The organism is Ruegeria sp. AM7, assembly GCF_056535965.1.
Genome location: NZ_JBQFJE010000003.1, coordinates 1297283 through 1321036, shown reverse-complemented (window position 1 = coordinate 1321036; position 23754 = coordinate 1297283). Strand labels below are relative to the sequence as shown.

General features: G+C 57.2%; 27 protein-coding genes and 1 tRNA gene. 15 read left to right on the top strand and 13 right to left on the bottom strand.

The features are described 5' to 3' along the window. Nucleotides 1-59: 59 nt before the first annotated feature. From ACR3EG_RS10430 to ACR3EG_RS10390, 9 genes are all read left to right on the top strand, one after another. Nucleotides 60-440: a DNA cytosine methyltransferase gene (locus tag ACR3EG_RS10430; protein WP_480947280.1), complete on the top strand. Its 381-nt coding sequence runs from the start codon at nt 60-62 to the stop codon at nt 438-440. A 133-nt stretch (nt 441-573) separates the two neighbouring features. Then, nucleotides 574-1008, top strand: coding sequence for a hypothetical protein (locus tag ACR3EG_RS10425; RefSeq protein ID WP_480495468.1), 435 nt, complete (start codon nt 574-576; stop codon nt 1006-1008). Then, a complete protein-coding gene (locus tag ACR3EG_RS10420) occupies nt 1005-1331 on the top strand; it encodes a hypothetical protein (RefSeq protein WP_480495467.1) in 327 nt (108 codons plus the stop codon). The genes ACR3EG_RS10425 and ACR3EG_RS10420 overlap by 4 nt, the downstream gene beginning before the upstream one ends. Next, entirely contained in the window at nt 1328-2212 is an 885-nt protein-coding gene (locus ACR3EG_RS10415; RefSeq protein ID WP_480495465.1) for a hypothetical protein, read from the top strand. The genes ACR3EG_RS10420 and ACR3EG_RS10415 overlap by 4 nt, the downstream gene beginning before the upstream one ends. Before the next feature lie 116 nt (nt 2213-2328). Then, nucleotides 2329-2547 (top strand): hypothetical protein, encoded by a 219-nt coding sequence (locus ACR3EG_RS10410; RefSeq protein ID WP_480495463.1) that lies wholly within the window; start codon nt 2329-2331, stop codon nt 2545-2547. Next, nucleotides 2544-2921 carry a hypothetical protein gene (locus ACR3EG_RS10405; RefSeq protein ID WP_480495462.1) on the top strand — a complete coding sequence of 126 codons (378 nt, stop codon included), beginning with the start codon at nt 2544-2546 and terminating at the stop codon, nt 2919-2921. Before ACR3EG_RS10410 ends, ACR3EG_RS10405 begins: the two co-directional genes overlap by 4 nt. A 255-nt stretch (nt 2922-3176) precedes the next feature. Continuing rightward, nucleotides 3177-3425, top strand: a complete 249-nt coding sequence (locus ACR3EG_RS10400) for a hypothetical protein (protein WP_480495460.1) — start codon at nt 3177-3179, stop codon at nt 3423-3425. Further along, nucleotides 3422-3637, top strand: a complete 216-nt coding sequence (locus tag ACR3EG_RS10395; RefSeq protein ID WP_480495459.1) for a DNA-binding protein — start codon at nt 3422-3424, stop codon at nt 3635-3637. Before ACR3EG_RS10400 ends, ACR3EG_RS10395 begins: the two co-directional genes overlap by 4 nt. Further along, nucleotides 3616-4674: a site-specific integrase gene (locus ACR3EG_RS10390; protein WP_480495457.1), complete on the top strand. Its 1059-nt coding sequence runs from the start codon at nt 3616-3618 to the stop codon at nt 4672-4674. Before ACR3EG_RS10395 ends, ACR3EG_RS10390 begins: the two co-directional genes overlap by 22 nt. 25 nt (nt 4675-4699) lie before the next feature. On the opposite strand, the gene ACR3EG_RS10385 is transcribed toward ACR3EG_RS10390, so the two are convergent. The 9 genes from ACR3EG_RS10385 to iscR all read right to left on the bottom strand — a co-directional run bounded on the left by ACR3EG_RS10385 (nt 4700) and on the right by iscR (nt 12320). Next, nucleotides 4700-4776 (bottom strand) — tRNA-Arg (locus ACR3EG_RS10385). 66 nt (nt 4777-4842) lie between these two features. Then, nucleotides 4843-6063: a cysteine desulfurase gene (locus tag ACR3EG_RS10380; RefSeq protein WP_480495455.1), complete on the bottom strand. Its 1221-nt coding sequence runs from the start codon at nt 6061-6063 to the stop codon at nt 4843-4845. Between the two features lie 13 nt (nt 6064-6076). Next, nucleotides 6077-6643: a YIP1 family protein gene (locus ACR3EG_RS10375; RefSeq protein WP_480495453.1), complete on the bottom strand. Its 567-nt coding sequence runs from the start codon at nt 6641-6643 to the stop codon at nt 6077-6079. Further along, on the bottom strand, nt 6640-7125 hold the full coding sequence (locus ACR3EG_RS10370; protein ID WP_480495451.1) for a YIP1 family protein: 486 nt from the start codon (nt 7123-7125) through the stop codon (nt 6640-6642). Before ACR3EG_RS10370 ends, ACR3EG_RS10375 begins: the two co-directional genes overlap by 4 nt. Then, nucleotides 7125-8405 carry a Fe-S cluster assembly protein SufD gene (gene sufD, locus ACR3EG_RS10365; RefSeq protein WP_209197253.1) on the bottom strand — a complete coding sequence of 427 codons (1281 nt, stop codon included), beginning with the start codon at nt 8403-8405 and terminating at the stop codon, nt 7125-7127. Before sufD ends, ACR3EG_RS10370 begins: the two co-directional genes overlap by 1 nt. Beyond that, the gene (gene sufC / locus ACR3EG_RS10360) at nt 8405-9160 is read right to left on the bottom strand and encodes a Fe-S cluster assembly ATPase SufC (RefSeq protein ID WP_170553354.1); all 756 of its coding nucleotides are present in this window, start codon (nt 9158-9160) and stop codon (nt 8405-8407) included. Before sufC ends, sufD begins: the two co-directional genes overlap by 1 nt. Before the next feature lie 71 nt (nt 9161-9231). Next, the gene (gene sufB / locus ACR3EG_RS10355) at nt 9232-10752 is read right to left on the bottom strand and encodes a Fe-S cluster assembly protein SufB (protein ID WP_480495448.1); all 1521 of its coding nucleotides are present in this window, start codon (nt 10750-10752) and stop codon (nt 9232-9234) included. 18 nt (nt 10753-10770) lie between these two features. Next, nucleotides 10771-11814 carry a cysteine desulfurase family protein gene (locus tag ACR3EG_RS10350; RefSeq protein WP_480495446.1) on the bottom strand — a complete coding sequence of 348 codons (1044 nt, stop codon included), beginning with the start codon at nt 11812-11814 and terminating at the stop codon, nt 10771-10773. 47 nt (nt 11815-11861) lie between these two features. Further along, on the bottom strand, nt 11862-12320 hold the full coding sequence (gene iscR, locus ACR3EG_RS10345) for a Fe-S cluster assembly transcriptional regulator IscR (protein WP_480495444.1): 459 nt from the start codon (nt 12318-12320) through the stop codon (nt 11862-11864). Nucleotides 12321-12498: 178 nt separating this feature from the next. Here iscR and ACR3EG_RS10340 point away from each other — a divergent pair, with 178 nt between their 5' ends. From ACR3EG_RS10340 to ACR3EG_RS10315, 6 genes are all read left to right on the top strand, one after another. Continuing rightward, nucleotides 12499-13152, top strand: a complete 654-nt coding sequence (locus ACR3EG_RS10340; RefSeq protein WP_142633729.1) for an alpha/beta hydrolase — start codon at nt 12499-12501, stop codon at nt 13150-13152. Then, on the top strand, nt 13152-13397 hold the full coding sequence (locus ACR3EG_RS10335; RefSeq protein ID WP_209197259.1) for a hypothetical protein: 246 nt from the start codon (nt 13152-13154) through the stop codon (nt 13395-13397). The genes ACR3EG_RS10340 and ACR3EG_RS10335 overlap by 1 nt, the downstream gene beginning before the upstream one ends. Continuing rightward, nucleotides 13397-14551 carry an HD domain-containing protein gene (locus tag ACR3EG_RS10330; RefSeq protein WP_480495441.1) on the top strand — a complete coding sequence of 385 codons (1155 nt, stop codon included), beginning with the start codon at nt 13397-13399 and terminating at the stop codon, nt 14549-14551. The genes ACR3EG_RS10335 and ACR3EG_RS10330 overlap by 1 nt, the downstream gene beginning before the upstream one ends. 366 nt (nt 14552-14917) lie before the next feature. Further along, a complete protein-coding gene (locus ACR3EG_RS10325; protein ID WP_170354226.1) occupies nt 14918-15253 on the top strand; it encodes a DMT family transporter in 336 nt (111 codons plus the stop codon). Between the two features lie 74 nt (nt 15254-15327). Beyond that, nucleotides 15328-17145 (top strand): translational GTPase TypA, encoded by a 1818-nt coding sequence (typA, locus tag ACR3EG_RS10320; protein WP_480495439.1) that lies wholly within the window; start codon nt 15328-15330, stop codon nt 17143-17145. Nucleotides 17146-17663: 518 nt separating this feature from the next. Further along, nucleotides 17664-18410, top strand: coding sequence for a hypothetical protein (locus ACR3EG_RS10315; protein WP_480947279.1), 747 nt, complete (start codon nt 17664-17666; stop codon nt 18408-18410). 135 nt (nt 18411-18545) lie between these two features. On the opposite strand, the gene ACR3EG_RS10310 is transcribed toward ACR3EG_RS10315, so the two are convergent. The 4 genes from ACR3EG_RS10310 to recA all read right to left on the bottom strand — a co-directional run bounded on the left by ACR3EG_RS10310 (nt 18546) and on the right by recA (nt 23674). Beyond that, a complete protein-coding gene (locus ACR3EG_RS10310) occupies nt 18546-19148 on the bottom strand; it encodes a transglutaminase-like cysteine peptidase (protein ID WP_480495435.1) in 603 nt (200 codons plus the stop codon). Nucleotides 19149-19509: 361 nt separating this feature from the next. Beyond that, on the bottom strand, nt 19510-19797 hold the full coding sequence (locus ACR3EG_RS10305) for a DUF1330 domain-containing protein (protein ID WP_209194592.1): 288 nt from the start codon (nt 19795-19797) through the stop codon (nt 19510-19512). Between the two features lies 1 nt (nt 19798). After that, on the bottom strand, nt 19799-22468 hold the full coding sequence (gene alaS / locus ACR3EG_RS10300; RefSeq protein WP_480495433.1) for an alanine--tRNA ligase: 2670 nt from the start codon (nt 22466-22468) through the stop codon (nt 19799-19801). Between the two features lie 138 nt (nt 22469-22606). After that, a complete protein-coding gene (gene recA, locus ACR3EG_RS10295; RefSeq protein WP_480495431.1) occupies nt 22607-23674 on the bottom strand; it encodes a recombinase RecA in 1068 nt (355 codons plus the stop codon). Between the last annotated feature and the right edge of the window lie 80 nt (nt 23675-23754).

Sequence of the window (23754 nt, the reverse complement as noted above, 5' to 3'; positions counted from 1 at the left end):
CAGCCATGCCATGCCGACGTCCTGTTGGAACTGGCGAACACCACCCACCCCAGCGATCGATGGGCCATCACCGCAGCCATCAGAACGCCGGCGGACATGCTGCCGTGGCTTGGTCAATCATGCCCCAGAACAGTGGCAAGGACTACAAGGCTCGCCCTGTCGAAGTATCCCAGCCCCTAATGGCCGGCGGTCCGGTCGGAGGGAACCAAGGCGGCGACTACATCCAGGATCAACCATGGGCCGTGCGCCGTCTGACGCCCACTGAATGCGAAAGACTGATGGGATTTCCAGACGGATGGACCGAGATCTCGTGGCGCGGAAAACCGCCCGAGAAATGCCCTGATGGCCACCGATACAAGGCGCTTGGCAACTCGTGGGCGAAAAACAGCGGCCAGTACATCTTCGACCGGATCAAGGTGGTTGAGGAGTTCTTCGCATGACCACCCCGGCCCGCATCTTTATCGCCCCCGTCCAGTGCATGGGCCTGCACGTAAGCCGGAGACAACATGGAACCCTGTGAAAGAGCGGGCCCGGTCGCATGGGCAGCGGCGCGGGTCATTAAGGAGAGAGAGTATGACGGACCCTTTTGGTATCTCAGCAAGGACGGAGACCGCACACTCCTTGCGTTGTACGAGCGACACTATAGCGCCTATCAGTACAAAGACGGGCGCGTGCGCAGCCTGTTTGCGGGGCCGGGAGAAAAAATCGTTCTTCGAACAGCCGCAGGAGACGCCGGATTTGTTTGGCGAAACTTCATTAGTGACAGCGGAGAACACGGTATCAACTGCGCATTCTTCCGGAATGAAAGCCAAGTCCTATCGTCCGAGCTTATCCGACAGGCTTGCTCTATCGCTGATGCGGTCTGGTCTTGTCGCAGGCATTACACCTACGTCGATCCGTCGTGTGTGCGGAGCCGCAATCCCGGATACTGCTTTTTGGTCGCTGGATGGCGAAAGTGCGGGAAAACTCAATCAGGAAAACTCATTTTCGAAAGGGTCTAACGCATGACGGACATCAGCAAGGAAGCGGTCGAGCGTTGGTTGATTGAAGCGGAGAACTTGAACGCCGTGGATTACCCCAACCGATGCGAGGAAATGATAGGCGAGGCTGATAACATGCTCCGCGCCCTCTCAGCCCGTGTTCAGGAGTTGGAGGCGAAGCTTACGAAGTGGCGCTCCGCGTCGGCTTTAATGGTCAAAATGATTGACGCTTATCAAGCATCTGAGGAAGCGGCCGAGACCGTCGATGAGTACACCGAAGTCTTTAGAGCATGGGACAGACTGCAAGACGCGGCCCGCGACCTCGAAACCCTCAAGGGAGACGCACAATGAGCGAACTAGAACGAACACCGCAGGACGTTTTCCGCACGATTGAAAGCGGAGAGTTCTACCAAGACTATGACCAGTCGGTTGCTGACCTTGGAATACTTCGCGAACGCCTGATGCACACCCCTCTGCCCCCCGCTGCGGTGACGGTGAAGCCTCTCGTTTGGGACAAAGGAATTGTCGATTGGGCGCGACCTTTACCGGGCATGAAGTACGTCGCGTGTTCTTCCTCAAGTATCCGAGGAGGTTGGTCATGGTGGCTGGAAGAAGAAAAACCTACGAAACCAAATTGGGCCAAGACAGAATCCGAAGCCAAAGCCGCCGCTCAAGCCGACTACGAACGCCGCATTCTCTCAGCCCTCACCCCCGCGCCCGTTGTCGGCAACACCGACGCCATGACCATTGGCCAGTATGACGACGAACTGCGGAAGGTGCAGGGCGGATGGCGGGGTATGGGTCCAGTATTGGGCTATATAAACGTATACCGCGATGAAGATGGCGACTTCGAACTTGGGTCAACCGATTTGGACGACACGCCATCAGACCCGGTTTTTGCGGGAGACTTCATGGAATACGTCGGCAAAGGAGCAGTTGCCATTGTCCCGGGAACCGAGACATTCGACCCTTTTACACTACGGCCATCTCCCCCAGCCCCCGGCGCACAGAGCGACCCGGTAGCAGAGGCGGCGCGGGGGAATCTGAACAAAGCAGACTTACGGCAAGCGCTTCGCATTGTTCACCACGTCTTAGAAAACAGCACAGACGAAAAGACCGTCAACGCCGCCTCTTTAGCGCTGTCAGGACCGAATGCAACGCATGAACAGGACGATGAGGCCGGGCGCAACATACGCGCCGCCCTGCGTTCCTTGGCTCAGGAGGGCGAGTAGATGACCCTAGGAGACGCGCTGGTTTTGATAATCATGACCCCTTTCGGCTGGATCGGGATGATTTGCCTAGCAATCCTTATTTCAGCGATCCGTGGATAACAAACAGGAGAACCCCCATGCACTATGAGGTCGTAGTTCGCGGAAAGCAGCACGAATGGGACTGTCGCATCCCAGAGAGTCAAGTCGAAGGCATGCGGGAAGACGGGTTCGAGGTAATCGAGGTCCACAATTCAATGCCGATGTGGGTTGTCGACATGGGCCTCACCCGCGCCTGGGTCTTTGTCGAGGACGTCTGGAACATCCCGTCTCGCCTGTTCGGGAGGGGAAACAAATGACTGACACCGACAAGCTGACCGAGCCCTTCGTATCCCCTGCCCGCGCGCAAACTATGCTGCGGGACTTTGAGGCGCACCGGAAGGCCGTTAGGTCAGGCGATTTCGCAGCCATAGACCAAACATGGGATCGGTGCGAGCGTTGGGTGGACCAGTTGCGCCCTGCCACCGCCGACACCATCGCAGCCCTCCGCGCACAATTAGATAGAGCACTAGATGCAATCACTTCGATTGCGGATCAGTCAAAGTCCAATGAACTGCCCGATGGTGTCTTGGAGAGCATACCTGCCGAAAAGGAATGGCACGCGGGATATGACGCAGCAATCGATAGCGCTCGCCGTATCCGCGCCACCCTAGCCAACACAGGAGGGGAGTAGGATGGGTTGGAGCGTGGGTGATAGAGTTACGACCAATCTTGAACATGCTTGGGTTTACGAAGGTACGGAACGCGAAGGGCTCATGGGAAAACTGCGCAGCGGCACAGTCCTTGATATGTCTGAACACGCGAAACGAGAGGGCGAAGGACTGCTACTCATACGCTGGGAAAGCCTTACTGCAACACCGCTAAAGAGATCGGATTGGTGGACGCATTCCGATCTAATCACCCTGCAGGCCAGCACAGGAGTGGAATGATGACCGCCAACCCACAAGACTGGCGCGGCGAGCACCTTATCCGCACGGCTACGGTGACACCCGACTCAGGCCAGATCACCAAAATGGGTGAGATAGCGATCCGCAGAGCCAAGGTCCGCGAACATGTCGCCAGAGGTCTTACGGCAAGCGATATCGGCCGCCAGCTCTGCGTTGACCCCGCCACCATTTACAAGGACGCAAAAAAGCTCGGGCTGACGCTCAAGTCTGGAAAGACGAAGGCAAAATGAGCTTTCAGTTTCCGCCACGACTGATGCAGGCAAAGGCAGCCGCGCACTATCTGGGCGTATCTCCGTCCAAGCTGCGCGGCCTCGATCTGCCCTGTAAAGTCGACGGTGGAAACAAGTTGTACGATCGCACCGACCTTGACGCCTATGCCGATTCACTGCCCTATGACGGCAAAGAGGGGCAGGAAAACACGTGCGACGCGGTGTTCGATTGAGGGGTATCAAGCGGATAACCAAGCCGAATGGCAGCGTTTATGTCTATCGCCGCGTTGGTGGTTCTTTGATCCCTCTGCCGAATCTCCCAGAGAATGACCCAAGGTTTCTTGAGGCATATCTAGCCGCCGGGAACACCGAACCCGAAAAGAAAGTGCGCGCTAAAGCCGGAACGATTGCAGCTGCTATCGAAGCCTTCAAGGCGTCAAAGTCGTTTGAAAGCCGCGCACCAAGCACACAAGCCGTCTGGCGGCGCATTCTCGATCAGATGAGCGAAGCCTACGGCGTTGGAAAGATCGCCGACTTGCGCACCCACCACATCAACAAGGATCTGGCAAAGGTCTCAGCAGGCGCGGCCCGCCCCCGCAGGACAATCTGGCGCGCGCTCCTGGAGTACACGAAAGAACAAGGCGCGATCGAGACGAACCCGGCGCGGGATGCTGTGATCGCGAAGTATGAGGCGAAACCCCATCAGCCTTGGACTGCCGACGACATCAAGAAGTTTCGCAAGCACTGGGCCATCGGAACCCCGGAACGGCAGGCGATGGAGGTTGTTTTCTGGACCGGGGCAAGATGTGTCGACGCCCGCACCCTTGGGTGGCAGAAAGTCGAAGGCGGGATACTGGAATTCGTCCAGCAAAAGACCGGCGGGACCGCGGTTGTCCCGATCACGGCCCTGCCCCCAGCTGCCCTTGAAGCCGATCAGAAAATGTTTCTCGACTGCATCGGCAAGGACATGATTTGGATCACGACCCGCAACGGACGCCCGAGAAGCCAGAAAGCGCTATCTCAGTTCATAAGCGCCGCCGCATCAACGGCAGGTCTACCCGATGACAGGACTGCCCACGGCTTACGAAAGTCCCGCGCCATATCTCTTGTTTACGCTGGCTGGACCCCGCATCAGATCGGGGCTTGGACCGGCCACGACAGCCTGAAAGAAATCGAAGACTACACCAAGGACGTGAACAAAAGAGCGCTCGTTTCTGGTGGAAATGGGAAACTGGTAGAAATTAGTTTCCAAACAGGTCGAAAAACTTAACGTTTTCAATGGTGTTTTTTGATAATGGCGCACCTGAGAGGATTCGAACCTCTGGCCTCTGCCTTCGGAGGGCAGCGCTCTATCCAGCTGAGCTACAGGTGCCTTGGCTGTTAGCTAACCTTGTTCCGATCCGGGTGCAACTGCAAATCTGCCCGGATCAGTCAGGTTTCACGCAAACAGATCATGCGCCAATTCCAGCGCGTCGATCAATGTGTCGACCTCATCTTTGGTGTTATAGAGGCCAAAGCTCGCCCGGCAGGTGGCAGTTACGCCGTAGAAATCCATCAACGGACCGGCGCAATGATGACCAGCGCGCACCGCGACGCCTTTCTTGTCCAGAATGGTGGAAACATCATGCGCGTGCCCCGCCCCGTCCAGCGTAAAGCTAAAAATGGCGGCCTTGTCAGCACGGGTGCCCTGAACCTGCAACCAGTTGAGACCCGTCAGCCGCTCCATCGCGTAATCACGAATACCCGCTTCATGGGAGGCGATGTTCTCCATCCCCAAATCCATCATGTAGTCCAGCGCCACGCCCAACCCGATGGTTTGCACGATACCCGGCGTTCCGGCCTCGAATTTCATCGGTGGATCATTATAGATCACCTGATCCTTGCTGACCTCTTTGATCATGTCGCCGCCCCCGATAAAGGGACGCATCTCAGCCATACGTTCGGACTTTATGTAGATCGCACCAGACCCGGATGGGCCATATAGCTTGTGCCCAGTGATCGCGTAAAAGTCACAACCGATGTCCTGAACATTGACCGGCATATGTACTGAACCCTGGCTGCCATCGACCAGAACCGGGACACCCTTGGCATGCGCGCCTTGGGTGATCGCCTTTACATCAACCACAGTGCCCAAAACATTCGAACACTGAGTGACGGCGACCAGCTTGGTCTTGGGGCCAATGGCGTCGAGGACCGCCTGAGGGTCCAGCCCTCCGTCGGAATCCACATCAACCCATTTCAGGACAACGCCCTGTCGTTCCCGAAGAAAATGCCAAGGGACGATGTTGGCGTGGTGTTCCATCACGGAAAGCACGATCTCATCCCCGGCCTCCAGACGCGGCATCGCCCAACCATAAGCGACCAGATTGATGCCCTCGGTCGTACCCGAGTTCAGAACGATCTCATCCTCATCCGCCGCGCCCAGAAAGCGCGCAATGGTGCCGCGCACGGATTCGTATTTCTCGGTCGCCAGATTGGACAGATAGTGCAGTCCACGGTGTACGTTGGAATATTCCTCGGCATAGGCGCGTGTGACTGCATCAATCACAACCTGCGGCTTCTGCGCCGATGCTCCGTTATCCAGATATGTCAGTGGCTTTCCGTTCACCTCTCGGGACAAGATCGGAAAGTCCGCACGGATTTTATGTACGTCATACATGGTATTTTCTTCCCTAGACAGGGCCGCTGGGCACCAACACGAGGACAAATGGGACTGCAACCAGTGCAGACAACACGATGACCCCAAAGGATTTTAAGATCGAACCGAACTTATGCGCTTCATTGATGAAATGCAGTGTGACGTAAAGGCTGATTATCAAAGTCGCCACAACAAACATCACCAGTAGAAACGGGACTGCAAGCGAGATCACCAACGTTAAGACCAGCGCTGCAACCTGAAGGAACTGCAACCAGACCATTAGGATCATGAAGTCGTTGAACGTTGCCACCCCGCCCAGAAAGCGTCCGATCACAAGAAACGCAACGATACTGAACATCATTGCCCCGGCCGACCTCAGCAAACCCAGAACAATAGGTTCGGGTGGTAAGGCGATTTCACCTGGCGGCACCGGAACAAGCTGCTGGATACCAACCTGGCCCAAGCTGTTCATCACGATAGCCAGAAAAAATGCCAGCCAAAGAACCTCGCGCCCCGGCTGCAAAGCCAGCAATCGCCGCGCGGCATCAGAAGGTTTGGTCACTGTTAGAACAGCTAGGTTTAGTAAGGACTGAACTGTCATTGCGACACCCTCTGCGCCTGTCTGAGGCCCGAGAGCCAGAACCACAGAAAGACCACAAACCAGATCAATCCAACACCCGTCAATGCCGGACTCGGCCCGATAAAGCCTGCCACAAGGCCATTCAGCAACACCAAAGGTGTCGACGACAAAAGCGCCCAGAACAGCGCCACACGGGCGCCATAGGCTGATCCTTTGCCTCCGACCAGCCGTGCCGCGCCGTAAGACACAAAGGCCAATGCGTAGAAAAACAGCGGCAGGATGATAACAGTGCCCAATAGCGCACCGCCCATAAGCATGTTCAACTCAAGACCTTCAAGATGCGCACGGCGGGACAAACTGGGTAGTTGTGCGATGAACGCCACCACACAAAACGCCATCACAAAGACCAAAGCCCGATCTTCGCGCTGTCCCAGATCCAGAAGCCGGCGCACAACACGCCCCGGCCCCCGATACGTGGCCACTATATCCGACGTTACCGGCATTAGCTGTGCCGCGACATCCAGCCTTCAAGGCGATCGACAATGGCCTGCGACAGGGCTTCGTCCTCGATCTCGTCCACGGCCTCCGCCAGAAACGCCAGCGTCAGCATGTTGGTCGCCTCTTTGGTCGGAACCCCGCGCGAGCGCAGATAGAACAACGCTGTTTCATCAATCGCGCCCGAGGTCGAACCATGAGAACAGGCGACATCATCGGCATAGATCTCAAGCTCAGGCTTGGCGAGGAACTGACTGTCATCGTCCAGCAGCAGAGACTGGCTGATCTGATAACCATCGGTCTTTTGCGCGCCCTCCTTCACAAGGATCTTGCCCTGGAATACGCCGGTCGCGCCGTTACGCAGCACCTTTTTGAACACCTGACGGCTTTCACAATTCACAGCGTCATGAGTGATGAAGACGGTATCGTCGTGATGGAAATCGCCGTCACCAACGCAGGCACCGGCAACATGGGCCACCGCATCGTCTCCGGTCAGCTCGACCACCTGTTCGTTGCGCGTCAGCACGCCATTCACGGTCAGGGTGAAGGATTTGTAGACCGATTCCTGCCCCAGACGCGTGAACATGTGGGTCGCGGCACGACGCTCGTGGTCGCGGCCTTGCGCCCGCACGTGATGCAACACACCGCCATCGGCAATGTCGATCTCCATGCATTTGTTGAAACGCGAAGCCGCCGGGCCGTTTTCAAGGATCGTCACCTCGGCACCGCTTTCGACGCGGATGATATGGTGCAGCATCGCGTCCGAGGTTTCCGAGGCATGGCGATAGATAAAGCTGATCGGCTTGGACGGTTTGCCCGAGACATGGATCGCGATCCCATCCGCCGCGAAAGCCGTGTTCAACGCCGCCAGAGGGCGCTGCACAGGCGATTGACCCCGCGCTTCCAGCACGCCGTACAGCTCTTTCGCCCAATGAATATCCTTGAAGCAAATGTCCTCGATCCGATCGATAGTGACACCTTCCAGCGTCAAATCATCGGATTCCTCAGGGCTGAACACGCCATCGACGAACACGATTTTCAAACGGTCCAGATCGGCGAACAACATTGCCTCATCCGGATCGAACAGCGCGGCCCGAGGGGCCTCGGGCGCGACCAGCGTATCCGGGCGGGTGTATTTCCAATACTCATCCCGGCGACCGGGCAGACCCATTTCCAGCACACGGGCCAGCGCGTCTTCGCGCGCGGCTCGAGTGCAACCGGCGTCGGGCATGACCAGATTGGCCAGCCGCGCCTCGGTTGCGGTTTGTTTCACTTCGGGCAACGCCATCAGTTCACCTCGGCCAGAATGTCTGCGTAACCGTTGTTTTCAACTTCCAGCGCCAGATCGGGGCCACCGGTTTTGACGATCTTGCCGTCCGCCATGATGTGCACAACATCCGGTTTGATGTGATCCAACAAACGCTGATAGTGCGTGATCACCAGAAACCCACGTCCTTCGTCGCGCAGCGCGTTCACACCCTCGGCCACCAGCTTCATCGCGTCCACATCCAGACCCGAGTCGGTTTCGTCCAAGATGCACATCTTGGGTTCGAGCATCGCCATTTGCAGGATCTCGTTGCGCTTTTTCTCACCGCCCGAGAAGCCAACATTGACAGGGCGTTTCAGCATGTCTGCGTCGATCTTCAGGGACTTGGCCTTGGCGCGGACTTCTTTCAGGAAGTCAGCCGCCGACAGCTCATCCTCGCCGCGCGCCTTGCGCTGGGCGTTCACGGCGGTGCGCAGGAAGGTCATGTTGCCCACGCCCGGAATTTCGACCGGGTATTGGAACGCCAGAAAGACACCAGCGGCGGCGCGCTCTTCCGGTTCCATCTCCAGCAGATCTTCGCCGTCCAGAGTCGCCGACCCATCGGTCACTTCATACCCGTCGCGCCCAGAAAGCACATAGCTAAGCGTCGACTTGCCCGAGCCATTCGGCCCCATGATCGCGTGCACCTTGCCAGCCTCGACGGTCAGATCGACACCTTTGAGGATTTGCTTTTCTTCTTCCTCAAGTTTCACGTGCAGGTTTTTGATTTCCAGCATTTTTTACCCTTTTGCGTAGCGCAAGGGACCGCGCGGCCCCGATATTTTGTGAATTTCGAAATGATGCGGCTTTAGCCGACCGAACCCTCAAGGCTGATCGCGACAAGCTGCTGCGCTTCCATGGCAAACTCCATCGGCAGCGCCTGCAGCACGTCCTTGCAGAACCCGTTGACAACCAGCGCCACGGCCTCTTCCTCGTCCATGCCGCGCTGACGGCAGTAGAACAGTTGATCGTCATCCACCTTGGATGTCGTCGCCTCATGCTCCACACGGGACGAGTTGTTCTTGACCTCGATGTAAGGCACCGTATGCGCCCCGCATTTGTCGCCGATCAGCAAGCTGTCACACTGGGTATAATTGCGGCTGTCCTTGGCCTTTGGATGCATCGAGACCAGACCGCGATAGGTGTTCTGCGCCTTACCCGCGCTGATACCCTTAGACACGATGCGCGACTTGGTGTTCTTGCCCAGATGAACCATCTTCGTGCCGGTATCGGCCTGCTGATAGTTGTTGGCAATCGCGATCGAATAGAACTCGCCCTGGCTTTCCTCGCCGCGCAAGATGCACGACGGGTATTTCCATGTTACGGCCGAGCCGGTTTCAACCTGTGTCCACATCACCTTGGCCCGATCGCCCCGGCAGTCGGCGCGTTTGGTTACAAAGTTATAGATGCCACCCTTGCCATTCTCATCACCGGGGAACCAGTTCTGAACGGTCGAGTATTTCACCTCAGCGTCTTCTTCGATGATGATCTCGACCACAGCCGCGTGCAGCTGTGCGGTATCGCGCTGGGGTGCGGTGCAGCCTTCCAGATAGGACACGTACGAGCCCTTATCGGCGATGATCAGCGTACGTTCAAACTGACCTGTGTTCTCCGCGTTGATACGGAAATAGGTGCTCAGTTCCATCGGGCAGCGCACGCCCGGCGGGATATAAACGAACGAGCCATCCGAGAACACGGCTGAGTTCAGAGTGGCATAAAAGTTGTCCGAGACCGGAACAACCGACCCCAAATACTTCTTGACCAATTCGGGATGCTCGCGGATCGCCTCAGAGATCGAACAGAAAATAACGCCGGCTTGTTTCAGCTCTTTCTGAAACGTGGTTCCAACAGAAACCGAGTCGAACACCGCGTCCACGGCAACCTTGCGACCCTCAGCCGGGGCATCCTCGGCACCTTCTACACCTGCCAGAATCATCTGTTCTTTCAGTGGGATGCCGAGCTTTTCGTATGTAGCCAGCAGCTTGGGGTCGACCTCGTCCAAGGACTTGGGCTTTTCCTCCATCGACTTGGGACGGGCATAGTAATACTGGTCCTGAAAGTCGATCTTGGGATAGCTGACCATCGCCCAGTTCGGCTCATCCATCTGAGTCCAGCGCTCGAACGCGGCCAGACGCCATTCGGTCATCCACTCTGGCTCTTCGTTCTTTTCCGAGATCAGGCGGACGATATCAGGGTTCACGCCCTTGGGCGCGTATTCCATCTCAATATCGGTTTCCCAGCCATATTTATAGGTTCCAACCTCGCGTACCGCATCCACGGTTTCCTGATCGACACCCTCTTTTACCTGGGTCTGGTCCAAAGCGGCCATAAGACACCCTCCGTCTGATCACGCGGCTCGCGCGCGATGCTTTTTCTCTTTTTCAAGCCACGTTTCAGCGAAACGCAGCACATCTTCTTCCGTTGTCGAAGGCCCCAGCGAAACGCGAATTGCGCTGGCAGCTGTTACCTCGTCAAATCCCATCGCGGTCAGCACCGCACTTGCGCGCACCTTGCCGCTGGAACAGGCCGAACCTGCGCTGATTGCAAATCCAGCCAAATCCATCTGCATGACCTGCGTCTCACCCTTCCAACCGGGGGTGGCGAAGCACAGGGTGTTCGGCAGGCGTTCCTGATCTTTCCCGACAAAAATAGTAGATTTAGAACCGGCCTCAAGGGCCTTTTCTAGAATATTTCTAAATTCTTTGACCTGCTCCCAAACGCCATTGGCCAGATCGCGCGCTGCCGCTTCAGCTGCGGCCCCGAACCCCGCGATTCCAATAACATTTTCCGTCCCGGAGCGCCGTCCCATTTCCTGACCGCCACCCTTGATCCGGGCGGACAAATCCGTGCCGCGCCTCATCACAACCGCGCCGATACCCTTTGAACCACCAAGTTTGTGCGCCGAGACCAGCGCCATCTGCGTGTCCAGCCAGTTGAACGCGATCGGTAATTTTCCAAACGCCTGAGTCGCATCGGTCACCGCCAACCCTGCCGGCAATGATTGAACGATCCCTGTCTCGGAATTCGCGTATTGCAGCGTCGATTGGTCCGGCGCTGAAACCGCAACCATACCTTCTTTCGACACGCTCAAATCTTCCACTGTCCACGCGCGGACCGCATCATGTTCGATCGCAGCCCCATGCAGGCCCCGCCCCTCTAGTGTCAGCGCAGCCCCTTCGGTCGAACCCGAAGTAAACACGATATCAGCCCCTTCGGCCCCAAAAGCAGCCGCAATCTGTGCTCTTGCGCGCTCGACCAGCGTCTTGGCTGCGCGCCCTTCAGCGTGGACCGAGGACGGGTTGCCGCAAATCTCCATGGCGGAGATCATCGCCTCGCGAGCCTCTGGACGCAGAGGTGTGGTGGCATTGTGATCCAGGTAAATACGACTCACGGATTCACCTTTTCAAAGCGCAGAAATTCGTTTCAGCAAATGCCATCCTATTCGTCCACAACTGCAAAAAGGCTGGGCACGGCCGGACAAGGTGCGAGGTCATTCTTGATCACGTCCGAAAGGCGCGTTTGATGCAAGAACACATACACATGGGCGCTCAGGCCCTCCCATAGACGATTGGTTAGGGATTGCGCCCGGCTGCCGGACAAAGCTCCGGTTGCGCCAGCGCCCTTTTGCAAAGCATCGACCGTTTCATCTACGGCGGCCAGAATCTCAACAACGCGAATTTCGGACGCTGGGCGGGCAAGGCGATAACCCCCGCCCGGTCCCCGAACCGAAGACACAAGCTCGGCCCTGCGTAGCTTGACGAATAACTGCTCGAGGTAAGGCAGAGAAATGTCTTGCCGTGCTGAAATCTCGCTGAGCGTCACCAGCCCGTCCGAGGGCTGAAGGGCGATATCGGAAAGAGCCACCATCGCATAACGACCCTTGGTCGACAGCTTCATTTGCATTCCCTCATGGCAGTTTACGCGCGAAATCATTGACGCCGCCGCTGCCAGTGCGTATCTCCGACAAGCAGCGCTCATGCGCCCAGCATCACAATTAGAACCGTTCTAAGGTGTCCGACGATTATCGTCAAGTATTTCCGGGCACCCAGAAGAAAAAGACAGGACCATCGCACACATGCCCGAGGTGATTTTTCCCGGACCCGAAGGCCGCCTGGAAGGCCGCTACCACCCGCAAAAGGAAAAAGACGCACCGATCGCCATCGTGCTTCACCCGCACCCACAATTCGGCGGGACGATGAACAACAAGGTGGTCTACAACCTGCATTACGCGTTCTACAACATGGGTTTCACCGTTCTGCGGTTCAACTTCCGTGGCGTGGGTCGCAGCCAGGGTGAGTACGATCAGGGCGTGGGTGAGCTCAGCGATGCGGCATCCGCACTGGATTACCTGCAATCGATGAACAACAACTCGAAACACTGCTGGGTCGCAGGGTTTTCATTCGGGGCTTGGATCGGGATGCAACTGCTGATGCGCCGACCCGAGATCACTGGCTTTATCAGCGTGTCTCCTCCGGCGAACATGTATGATTTCTCGTTCCTCGCGCCCTGTCCGTCCTCGGGCTTGATCATCAATGGGTCGTCGGACCGCGTGGCCCCGCCCGCAGACACCACTGCCTTGGTCAACAAGCTGCACGAGCAAAAAGGCATCACAATCACTCATAATGAAGTGGAAGGTGCCGACCATTTCTTCCAGGATCGCCATATGGACACGTTAATCACGGATGTCAGTGACTACGTGAAGCGCCGCCTGACCGAGAACACGCGCTGATGTCGGATACAGTCTCCACACTTGCCGGCAGACTGGCCGAAGACACGTTGAAGGTGATGGATGAAACCGGCGAGGATCGCTTTTATGTCGAAGTTGGCGAGCTGCTTGGGGCATCCTCTCAGTCGCTGGAAGAGGCATTTCTGACCGAAATTCGAGTGCGCCTGTCTGAGCGCCAAGCCCGCCAATTCGTGATCCAGCGCCTTGCAGAGCATCGCAAGAAAGTTAAGGCGATAGAAAAGAAATGATGGATCGGCTGTCCGCGCAAATAGAATTCCTGAAACGCGCGGACCAGCTGAAATCGGTCGAACGCGCGAACACGCTGCTGGATCAATCCCGACAAGAAAACTCGGCGGAACACAGTTGGCATCTGGCGCTGTGGGCATTGGTAATGGCCCCCCTTGCCGACGCCAATGTTCGGATTGACCGGGTCATTCGGATGCTTTTGCTGCATGATCTGGTCGAAATCATCGTCGGTGACCATCCCATTCATCTGAAAACCGACTGGAATGCGGTTGAGCGCGCGGAACAGAACGCCGCTCGGGAACTGTTCGGGATGTTGCCCAGCGACCAATCCGACGCTTTTCTGATGCTTTGGCAGGAGTTCGAAACGGATTCTACGCCCGATGCGAAATTCGCAAAATGCCTTGATCGCTGCCAACCTCTGTTTCAGGTCCTGAACGCTCTGGAACCCAAACCAGAGCATCTGACGGTCGTCCGCGACAATCTGAACGGTGGACGCGCAGCCTATCTTGAAACTGCTCTTCCTGACGCTTTCAAGGCTGCTTACGCTTTGTTCGACGGCCAACCTGCTCCACGTTCAGAGTTTTCGGATCGGCTGCCGTTCCTTGCGGAATGCGATCAACTGAAATCCGTCTATCGCGCATCCAGGCTATTATCTGGTGAACGATTTGAAAACTCGGCCGAGCATTCGTGGCACATCATGTTGTACGCATGGGTTCTGGAAGACAGCGCCGACTCTGACGTCGACATTGACCGTGTTCTAAGGATGTTGCTGCTGCATGATATTGTGGAAATCGACGCCGGGGACTATCCAATTCACGGTCAAGTCGATCACGAGGCCCAAGCAGCCGAGGAACAAGCGGCTGCCAACCGTTTATTTGGGTTGCTACCGCACCCGCAACGAAACGAATGCCTCGCCCTATGGCATGAGTTTGAAGCCGCCGACACCAACGATGCCAAATTTGCAAAGGCCGTCGACCGCTTTCAAACACCTGTTGGCAACCTTGCCACCGATGGCGGATCATGGGTCGACTACGATGTGACATTCGCGCAGATCGAGTCGCGCGTTGGCACACCGATTACCGGTGGCGCACCGCAACTATGGAATTGGTTGGAACCACAGCTCAAGAACTATTTCTCAGAAAAGTTGACCACTTGAATGGTAAAAGAGAAAGAGGCACGTCGCCTCTTTCCCCCCCAAGTACCAGCGGACGCTCAAACCTGAGAACCGTTTACCCGCTCAACATCTTTGGCTGCGCTTCTCTCAGCGGACCCCCCGCCAGCTAGCCACCCAAGCGCCACAATAATCGCCGATACGACGATGACAGATTTAGCAAAATTCGTCATAGCTTACTGATTAAAAAAACACTGATAACTGGCCGAACAGTATCTCAAAAAGCTCGTGTAAAAACAGTATGGTTATCCTGACCTCAACTCACTTGTGCACAGGAATAAGCGAAACAACTTGCCACATGCCTGAAATCTGTGTTCAACGAGCTCAACAACACTCAATCCGAGACTTATTTTGCCTAAAGCCTATCTTTTCCTGCTTTTTGCAGTGGTCGCAGAAACGATTGGCACAACTGCGTTGCAAGCCAGTCAGCAATTCACGCGGCTCTGGCCCTCTGTATTGGTCGTGGTTGGCTACGCAATCGCGTTCTATCTGCTTGGCTTGACTCTAAAGTTCATGCCAGTTGGGATCGTTTATGCCATTTGGTCGGGCTTGGGCATTGTGCTGATTGCTGTGATCGGTTTTATCGTTTTTGGGCAGAGGCTGGACTGGCCCGCAGTGATAGGTTTGGTCATGATTTTGTCTGGAATTCTGGTTATTCACCTGTTTTCCAACACTACGGGTCACTGACGGGCGGTTAGGGCTGGCATATTTTGCCGCGTCGCGTTATGCGCGCGGCAACTTCCCGTTCAAAGGCTGACCTCATGGACCTGCGCAATATCGCAATCATCGCTCACGTTGACCACGGCAAAACGACCCTGGTGGATGAGCTGCTTAAACAATCCGGCGCGTTCCGGGAAAATCAGGCTGTGGCGGAACGCGCCATGGACAGCAACGATCTGGAGCGCGAGCGCGGGATCACCATCCTTGCCAAAGCGACTTCGGTCGAGTGGAAAGGCACCCGTATCAACATCGTTGACACCCCCGGCCACGCCGATTTCGGTGGCGAGGTTGAGCGTATCCTTTCGATGGTCGACGGTGTTGTTCTGCTGGTCGATGCCGCCGAAGGCCCGATGCCCCAAACCAAGTTTGTGACCTCGAAAGCGCTGGCGCTGGGCCTGCGCCCGATCGTGGTGTTGAACAAGGTCGACAAACCCGACGCCGAACCTGACCGCGCACTGGACGAGTGCTTTGACCTGTTCGCCAACCTCGGTGCCGATGACGATCAGCTGGACTTTCCAGCCATGTATGCATCGGGCCGCTCTGGCTGGGCCGATATGGAACTGGACGGCCCTCGCAAGGACCTGACCGCGCTGTTTGATCTGGTCGTGGACCACGTCCCGGCCCCCAAACAAGCCGAAAAGAAAGACGAGCCGTTCCGCATGCTGGCCACCACGCTGGGAAGCGACCCGTTCATCGGTCGTATCCTGACCGGCCGCGTGGAAAGCGGTACGCTGAAAGCAGGCGACAGCCTCAAGGCGCTGTCGCGCGACGGCACGCTGATCGAAAACTTCCGCGCCTCGAAAATCCTGGCGTTCCGCGGCCTGGCGCAACAACCCATCGACGTGGCCGAAGCTGGTGACATCGTCACCATCGCGGGCATGAGCAAAGCCACCGTAGCCGACTCGCTGGTCGCGCCGCAGGTGGACGAGGCCCTACCCGCCCAACCGATCGACCCGCCGACTATCACCGTGACTTTCGGCATCAACGACTCGCCTCTGGCCGGTCGTGACGGCAAAAAGGTGCAGTCCCGTGTTATCCGCGACCGCCTTATGAAAGAGGCCGAATCAAACGTCGCCATCCGCATCACCGACACTCCCGGCGGCGAAGCCTTCGAGGTTGCAGGCCGTGGCGAATTGCAGATGGGTGTTCTGATCGAGAACATGCGCCGAGAGGGGTTCGAGCTCAGCATCTCTCGCCCGCAGGTTCTGTTCCGCGAAGAAGATGGCCAGCGTCTGGAGCCCATTGAAGAAGTCACGATTGACGTTGACGACGAATACTCCGGTGCCGTGATCGAAAAGATCACAGGCGCACGCAAAGGCGAGCTGGTCGAAATGCGCCCCGCCGGTGCAGGAAAGACCCGCATCATCGCGCATGTGCCTTCGCGCGGACTGATCGGCTATCACGGAGAGTTCCTGACCGACACGCGCGGAACCGGTGTTCTGAACCGCGTGTTCCACGGGTGGGCAGCACACAAAGGCCCGATTCCCGGCCGCCGCGCAGGTGTTTTGATCTCGATGGAGAACGGACAGGCCGTCGCCTACGCCCTGTGGAACCTTGAAGAGCGTGGCCGCATGTTTGTGGGTCCGCAGACGGATGTCTATCAAGGCATGGTCATCGGAGAGCATTCACGGGACAATGATCTGGAAGTGAACCCACTTAAGGGCAAAAAACTGACCAACGTACGTGCCAGCGGATCGGATGACGCCGTCCGCCTGACACCTCATGTTCAGTTCTCACTTGAGGAAGCCATCGCCTATATCGACGATGACGAACTGGTTGAGGTGACGCCTAACGCCATCCGGTTGCGCAAACGCTTTTTGGATCCGCACGAACGCAAGCGCATGGCAAAATCTGCGTAGACCTTTCAGTGAAATAGTTCACTGATTGGAAACATTGCCCCACAAGTGACATTTTTGCGCACATTAATGCAAAATTAACAAAAACAAGGCCCGCCACTCCGGCGGGCTTTTCTTTTGTTTTTCAACATCGTTCCACCATAACGGGAGTTTTTTCCCGTTTTCTTGTTGACACACATCTTGAAAATACGGCGAGGGATTGATCTATTTATGTTTAAATTGTGGCAACAGTGTGCTCAAGTAGCACAGGTTAAAGAGTACCAGGGGGCGTAATCATGCGCGTTAAAAGTCGTTTGTTATCTATTGTTTTTGTGTCAGCAACTATTCCAATTGTGTCGACAACGGCAGCTACGGCTGCCGAGAGGTGCACTATTAAAACAGCTCGCCAGTCCGTTGATACGGAAACGCTCTGTGCGTGTGAGGTCGTTGAATCCAGGATGTTGAGGTACCTACAACGCAGGCCTGATTTTGATGACATCTTGGCCAGAACGTTGGAAAGTTGTCCGGCTTTCGCAGCCGTGTTGACTGATATTCCCACCGCCAGCATTTCAAACAATCAAAGATCCGGTGATGGCGACGCAAATCCTGGCGAGGGCCCAACTGTCGGCGGTGGTACCGGTGGCGGTGGCCCTACTAATCCAGGCGGTGGCCCTACTAATCCAGGCAATGGCCCGACGAACCCAGGCGGCGGTGGCGGAACCGGCGGCGGCGGTGGCGGAACCGGCGGCGGCGGTGGCGGAACCGGCGGCGGCGGTGGCGGAACCGGCGGCGGCGGTGGCGGAACCGGCGGCGGCGGTGGCGGAACCGGCGGCGGCGGTGGCGGAACCGGCGGCGGCGGTGGCGGAACCGGCGGCGGCGGTGGCGGAACCGGCGGCGGCGGTGGCGGTGGCGGAACCGGCGGCCCAGGAAATGGTAATGGTAACAACCCCAACCCTGGTAACGGCGGTGGCAATACCGGAGGATCCGGCCCCGGCACCGGCAATGGCGGCGGCAACAATGGCAATGGCAATGGCAATGGTGGTGGCAACGGGACCGGAAACGGGAACGGCAACGGAAACGGTGGCAGCATCTTCGGCGGACCCGGAAATGGCAACGGGAATAACCCCAATTCCGGCAACGGCGGCGGTAACACAAATGGATCAGGCCAAGGTTCCGGAAACGGCGGCAACAACAACGGCAACAGCGGCGGCACCAACGGCAACGGCAATGGTGGCAATGTCGGTGGTGTCGGCGGCGGCAACGGCGGGTCAGGTGGTATTTTCAACTAACTGACTCTGGTTGAACGCGAAGAGGATCGTAAAACACTCTTGTTGCGAACAATACAAACAAAGATCAAAAGAAACGGGGCGCCAAAATTGGCGCCCCGTTTCTTTGGTAATCTCCATCGACCGAGTGGTCACCAATTAACTACGGCGGTAGACACCCACCCAATTCTCTGGCTGTCGTGGGTCTTGCATCCGTAAGAAAAGATACCGGGTATCCGACCACGGTTTGATCGTGTTGGTCAAATTATCCAGCACCAGATCACCCGCTGCGGATCTGTAAACCAAAACGGCATGCGCATTTCTTCGCGTATCCAGCACCGTCGCAATCAGCAACTTACTTGGGTCAATTCCTGCGCGAATTAGATCTCTTTTTTTCAAAAGAGCAAAGTCTTCGCAGTCCCCACCACGTCTGGTCGGCAACGCCCATCTCTCTACTGTTCTATACTGAGATTGATCCGTAACTTCACGCGTGGTCCGGTTGATCTTACGATTCACGCGTTTAACAATCTTCAATTCCTGCTGGCTTGTCATCGCCACCGAAGCAGTGCTGGAACATGCCCATGAGTATTGGCGACACAGCTGTCTTGCTCCGGCAGGCGGAGGTGTAGATGCCACGCTTCTGATAAAGTCTCCTTCGCTGGCTTCCACAGATTTCCCAACGACACTGACTGCCGCGAGAATCGCGCAAACACCCAAAACCCTGCCTGTCGCGGTGAACGCCTGCTCTACAAACGAATTCATGCCTGTCCCTCGATCCTGGTCTCTCCGAACGATTGTCGACAGACAGGACCGTATTCCGATTTAGGAAACTATCGGTAAACGGACGCGGCAGCGCAATCTGGGCTTAAGGTGGATGGAAAAAGAGGCGGAAATTCGTCACTTTTCATGACCATTTCGCGCTGAATTTGTCGGGTTACTGCCACAATTGAGGCAACCAACGAGACCGAAAAGTGCATCTAAGAATTACAAGATGTTGTTATTATTTAAAAAACAGAAAACATTCTCAAAATTAAATTCACTGAAACGGCCAGATAACATATAGGCCGAAATCCGCGCATTCTTTAGGCCGTCCGGCAGCATTCACCAGACGGCCTTGATGATTCTATTCGGTGATTTCGACGACGACCAATTCGCGTTCACTCGCACCACGCGCGTGATCAAGGGCCTTTTGGTAGTCGGGCGAATTGTAACACTCGACAGCGGCTTCGACCGAGGGAAATCTGGCAACTACATTGCGCGGGCGCTCTTTTCCCTCAAGCTGCACATAGCGTGCAGCACGTGCAATGAATTGCCCCCCATGGGCGGCAATCGCCGGCCCCGCCAACTCGGCGTACTTTCCGTAAGCCTCGTTGTCCGTCACAGTGACATGTGCGATCCAAAGTGCGGGCATGTTACCCCTCCAATATCTGTTCGGCGGCTTTGATGGCCGCATCCGCATTCGACGCATCTCGGCCACCGCCTTGCGCCATGTCCGGGCGACCACCGCCGCCCTTGCCGCCCAGCTCGACCACTGCGGCGCGCACCAGATCCACGGCCGAGACCTTTTCGGTCAGGTCCGCGGTCACTCCGGCCGCTACAGCCGCCTTGCCACCCGCATCCGCGATCAGCAGAACCGCGCCCGTGCCCAGACGGCTTTTGTGTTCGTCGATCAGCGCTGGAAGGTCTTTTCCAGAAACGCCGGTCAGCGCCTGCGCCAAAAACGGCACACCGTTCACTTCCTTGGCCTCGGCACCGCCCTGCCCGGAACCGCCCGCCATCGCCAGATCACGGCGCAATTGGGCCACTTCGTTTTGCAGCGCCTTGCGTTCGTCCAGCAGAGATTTCACACGGCTGACCACATCGTCAGGCTGCGCCTTCAACTCGGACGCAATCTGGCCCAACCGTTGATCCTGCGCCGACAGGTGGCGGAACGCCTCATCCCCGGTCAGGGCTTCGATCCGGCGCACACCGGCGCTGCTGGCGCTGTCGCCCAGCACCACAAACGTCCCGATGTCCCCGGTCTGGCGCACATGGGTGCCGCCGCACAGTTCAATCGACCATGTTTCGCCATCCTGACCTTTACCCGTGGGCGCCTTGCCCATCGAGACAACCCGCACCTCGTCACCGTATTTCTCACCAAATAGCGCCTGCGCGCCCAGATCCCGCGCGTCGTCGGGCGTCATGATCCGCGTCTCGACCGAGGAGTTCTGGCGGATGAATGTGTTCACCTCACGCTCGACCTTTTGCAGTTCTTCAACGCTCAGCGCCTTGGAATGGCTGAAGTCGAACCGCAGCCGGTCCGCCGCGTTCAAAGAGCCGCGCTGCGCCACATGGTCGCCCAGCGTTTCGCGCAGCGCCTCGTGCAGCAAGTGCGTCGCCGAGTGGTTGGCCCGGATCGCGCTGCGGCGGGTGTGATCGACCTCAAGCTCGACCGCGTCGCCTTTGCTCAGCGTGCCCTGGCCGACGGTCACCTTATGCGCATAGACCTTACCTTCGGCAAATTTGCGCGTGTCTTCGACCTTGGCCACATCCCGCATATTCTCAAGCCGCCGGATTTCGCCGGTATCGCCGACCTGACCCCCGGCCTCACCATAGAACGGGGTCTGGTTCACGATAACCCAACCGGTGCCACCCTGCGCGATGGTGTCGACCAGCGCGCCATCCACGACCAGAGCAGCCACCTGCCCTTCGACTTTTTCGGTGTCATAGCCCAGGAAATCCGTGGCCCCGGCGCTGTCCAACACGTCAAACCAAACGGCATGATCCGCCGCCTCGCCCGAACCCGCCCAAGCCGCGCGCGCCTTGGCCTTTTGTTCGGCCATGGCTGCATCGAACCCGTCGGTATCCACGGTCCGGCCCTTTTCACGCAGCGCATCCTGCGTCAAATCCAGCGGGAAGCCATATGTGTCGTACAGTTTGAACGCCGCATCACCAGGCAGAGCCTCGCCTTCGGGCAGGCCCGCGACCTCATCATCCAGCAGTTTCAGACCGCGATCGAGGGTCTGCTTGAACCGGGTTTCCTCAAGCAGAAGCGTTTCTTCGATCAGCGCCTGCGCCTGTCCCAGTTCCGTATATTGCGCGCCCATCAGCTGCACCAGCGAGGGCACGAGGCGATGCATTACCGGATCTTTCGCGCCCAGCAGATGCGCATGGCGCATGGCACGGCGCATGATCCGGCGTAGAACGTAGCCGCGGCCGTCATTGCTGGGCATCACGCCATCAGCAATCAGGAACGAGGTCGACCGCAGGTGATCCGCAATCACGCGGTGATGCACGTTCTGATCGCCATAAGGATCGACACCGGTGGCATCGGCAGACGCTTCGATCAGCGTTTTGAACAGATCCGTGTCATAGTTGTCATGACTGCCCTGCAACAGAGCGCCGATCCGCTCAAGCCCCATGCCGGTATCAATGGACTGCATGTCCAGCTCCACCATCGAGCCGTCCTCGAACTGCTCGTTCTGCATGAAAACGATGTTCCAGATTTCGATGAACCGGTCGCCATCTTCCTCGGCCGAGCCCGGAGGGCCGCCCCAGATGTGATCGCCGTGGTCATAGAAAATCTCGGTGCACGGACCGCACGGGCCGGTTGGGCCCATCTGCCAAAAGTTGTCGCTGGTGGCGATGCGGATGATCCGGTCCTCGGGCACGCCGACCTTTTTCCAGATCTCAAACGCCTCGTCATCGGTGTGATAGACCGTCGTCAGCAGACGGTTCTTGTCGATGCCGAATTCCTTTGTGATCAGCTCCCACGCGAAGGGGATCGCCTCATGCTTGAAGTAATCCCCAAACGAGAAATTCCCCAGCATTTCAAAGAATGTGTGGTGGCGCGCGGTATAGCCGACATTGTCCAGATCGTTGTGTTTACCACCTGCGCGCACACATTTCTGCGCCGTTGTCGCGCGGCTGTAGTCGCGCGTCTCAACCCCGGTGAACAGGTTCTTGAACTGCACCATGCCCGAGTTCACGAACATCAGGGTCGGGTCATTTCGCGGCACCAGCGGGCTGGAGGCAACAACCTCATGCCCCTGTTTGGCGAAATAGTTCAGAAAGGTCGATCGGATATCGTTCAGCGTGGGCATAAGGCTCTCTCGGCGCGCAATCATCTTGTTCGAAAACGGGTTTATCGCTGTCCCTGCGGATAGTCCACAGGATAGGCGGCGCAAACGAAACAAGGCGGCCCGAATGGACCGCCCTGCATTCATAATTCCCATATGCCGTCAGGCTTCGAGGATATCGTCATCCTCTTTCGCGCCGGGCGGCATGTCGAAATCCAGCCCGTGCGCGGCGCGAATCTTATCCTCAATCTCCAGCGCGGCCCGGCTGTTGTCGCGCAGATATTGCTTGGCATTCTCACGCCCCTGCCCGATCCGCTCATCGCCATAGCTGAACCACGAGCCCGACTTCTCGACCACGCCAGCCTTGACGCCCAGATCCAGCAACTCGCCCATCTTGCTGATGCCTTCGCCATACATGATGTCGAATTCCACCTGCTTGAAGGGCGGCGCCACCTTGTTCTTGACGACTTTGACGCGGGTTTGGTTGCCGACCACTTCATCACGGTCCTTGATCGCGCCGATACGCCGGATGTCCAAACGAACCGAGCTGTAGAATTTCAGCGCGTTACCACCAGTGGTCGTCTCCGGGCTACCGAACATGACGCCGATTTTCATCCGGATCTGGTTGATGAAGATCACCATGCAGTTCGAGCGGCTGATCGAGCCGGTCAGCTTGCGCATCGCCTGGCTCATCAGACGGGCCTGCACGCCGACATTGCTGTCGCCCATGTCGCCCTCAAGCTCGGATTTCGGCGTTAGCGCCGCGACCGAGTCGACCACGACCATGTTCACCGCGCCCGAGCGCACCAGCGTATCGGTGATCTCAAGCGCCTGTTCTCCGGTGTCGGGCTGCGAGATTAGCAACTCATCCAGATCGACACCCAGCTTGCGGGCATATTGCGGGTCCAGCGCGTGTTCCGCGTCAACGAACGCACAGACACCGCCACGCTTTTGCTGTTCTGCAATGCAATGCAGCGTCAGCGTTGTTTTACCCGAGCTTTCAGGCCCGTAAATCTCAACAATCCGGCCCATCGGCAAGCCGCCAATCCCCAGCGCGATATCCAGACCCAGCGACCCGGTCGAGCTGGCCTCGATATCCTGTTTGGAATCCTCGCCCAACTTCATGATCGAGCCCTTGCCGAACTGCCGTTCAATCTGGGCCAGCGCGCTGTCGAGCGCCTTTTGCTTGTCTGCGTTTTTCTTGTCGCTCATCGTCAGAAGATCCGCCATTGTCCTGTCGCCTTCCCTTGTGTCACACCCTTGAACGGGCGGCAATCACTGCTTTGTTCGCCTCTTGTTCCTTATGAGAT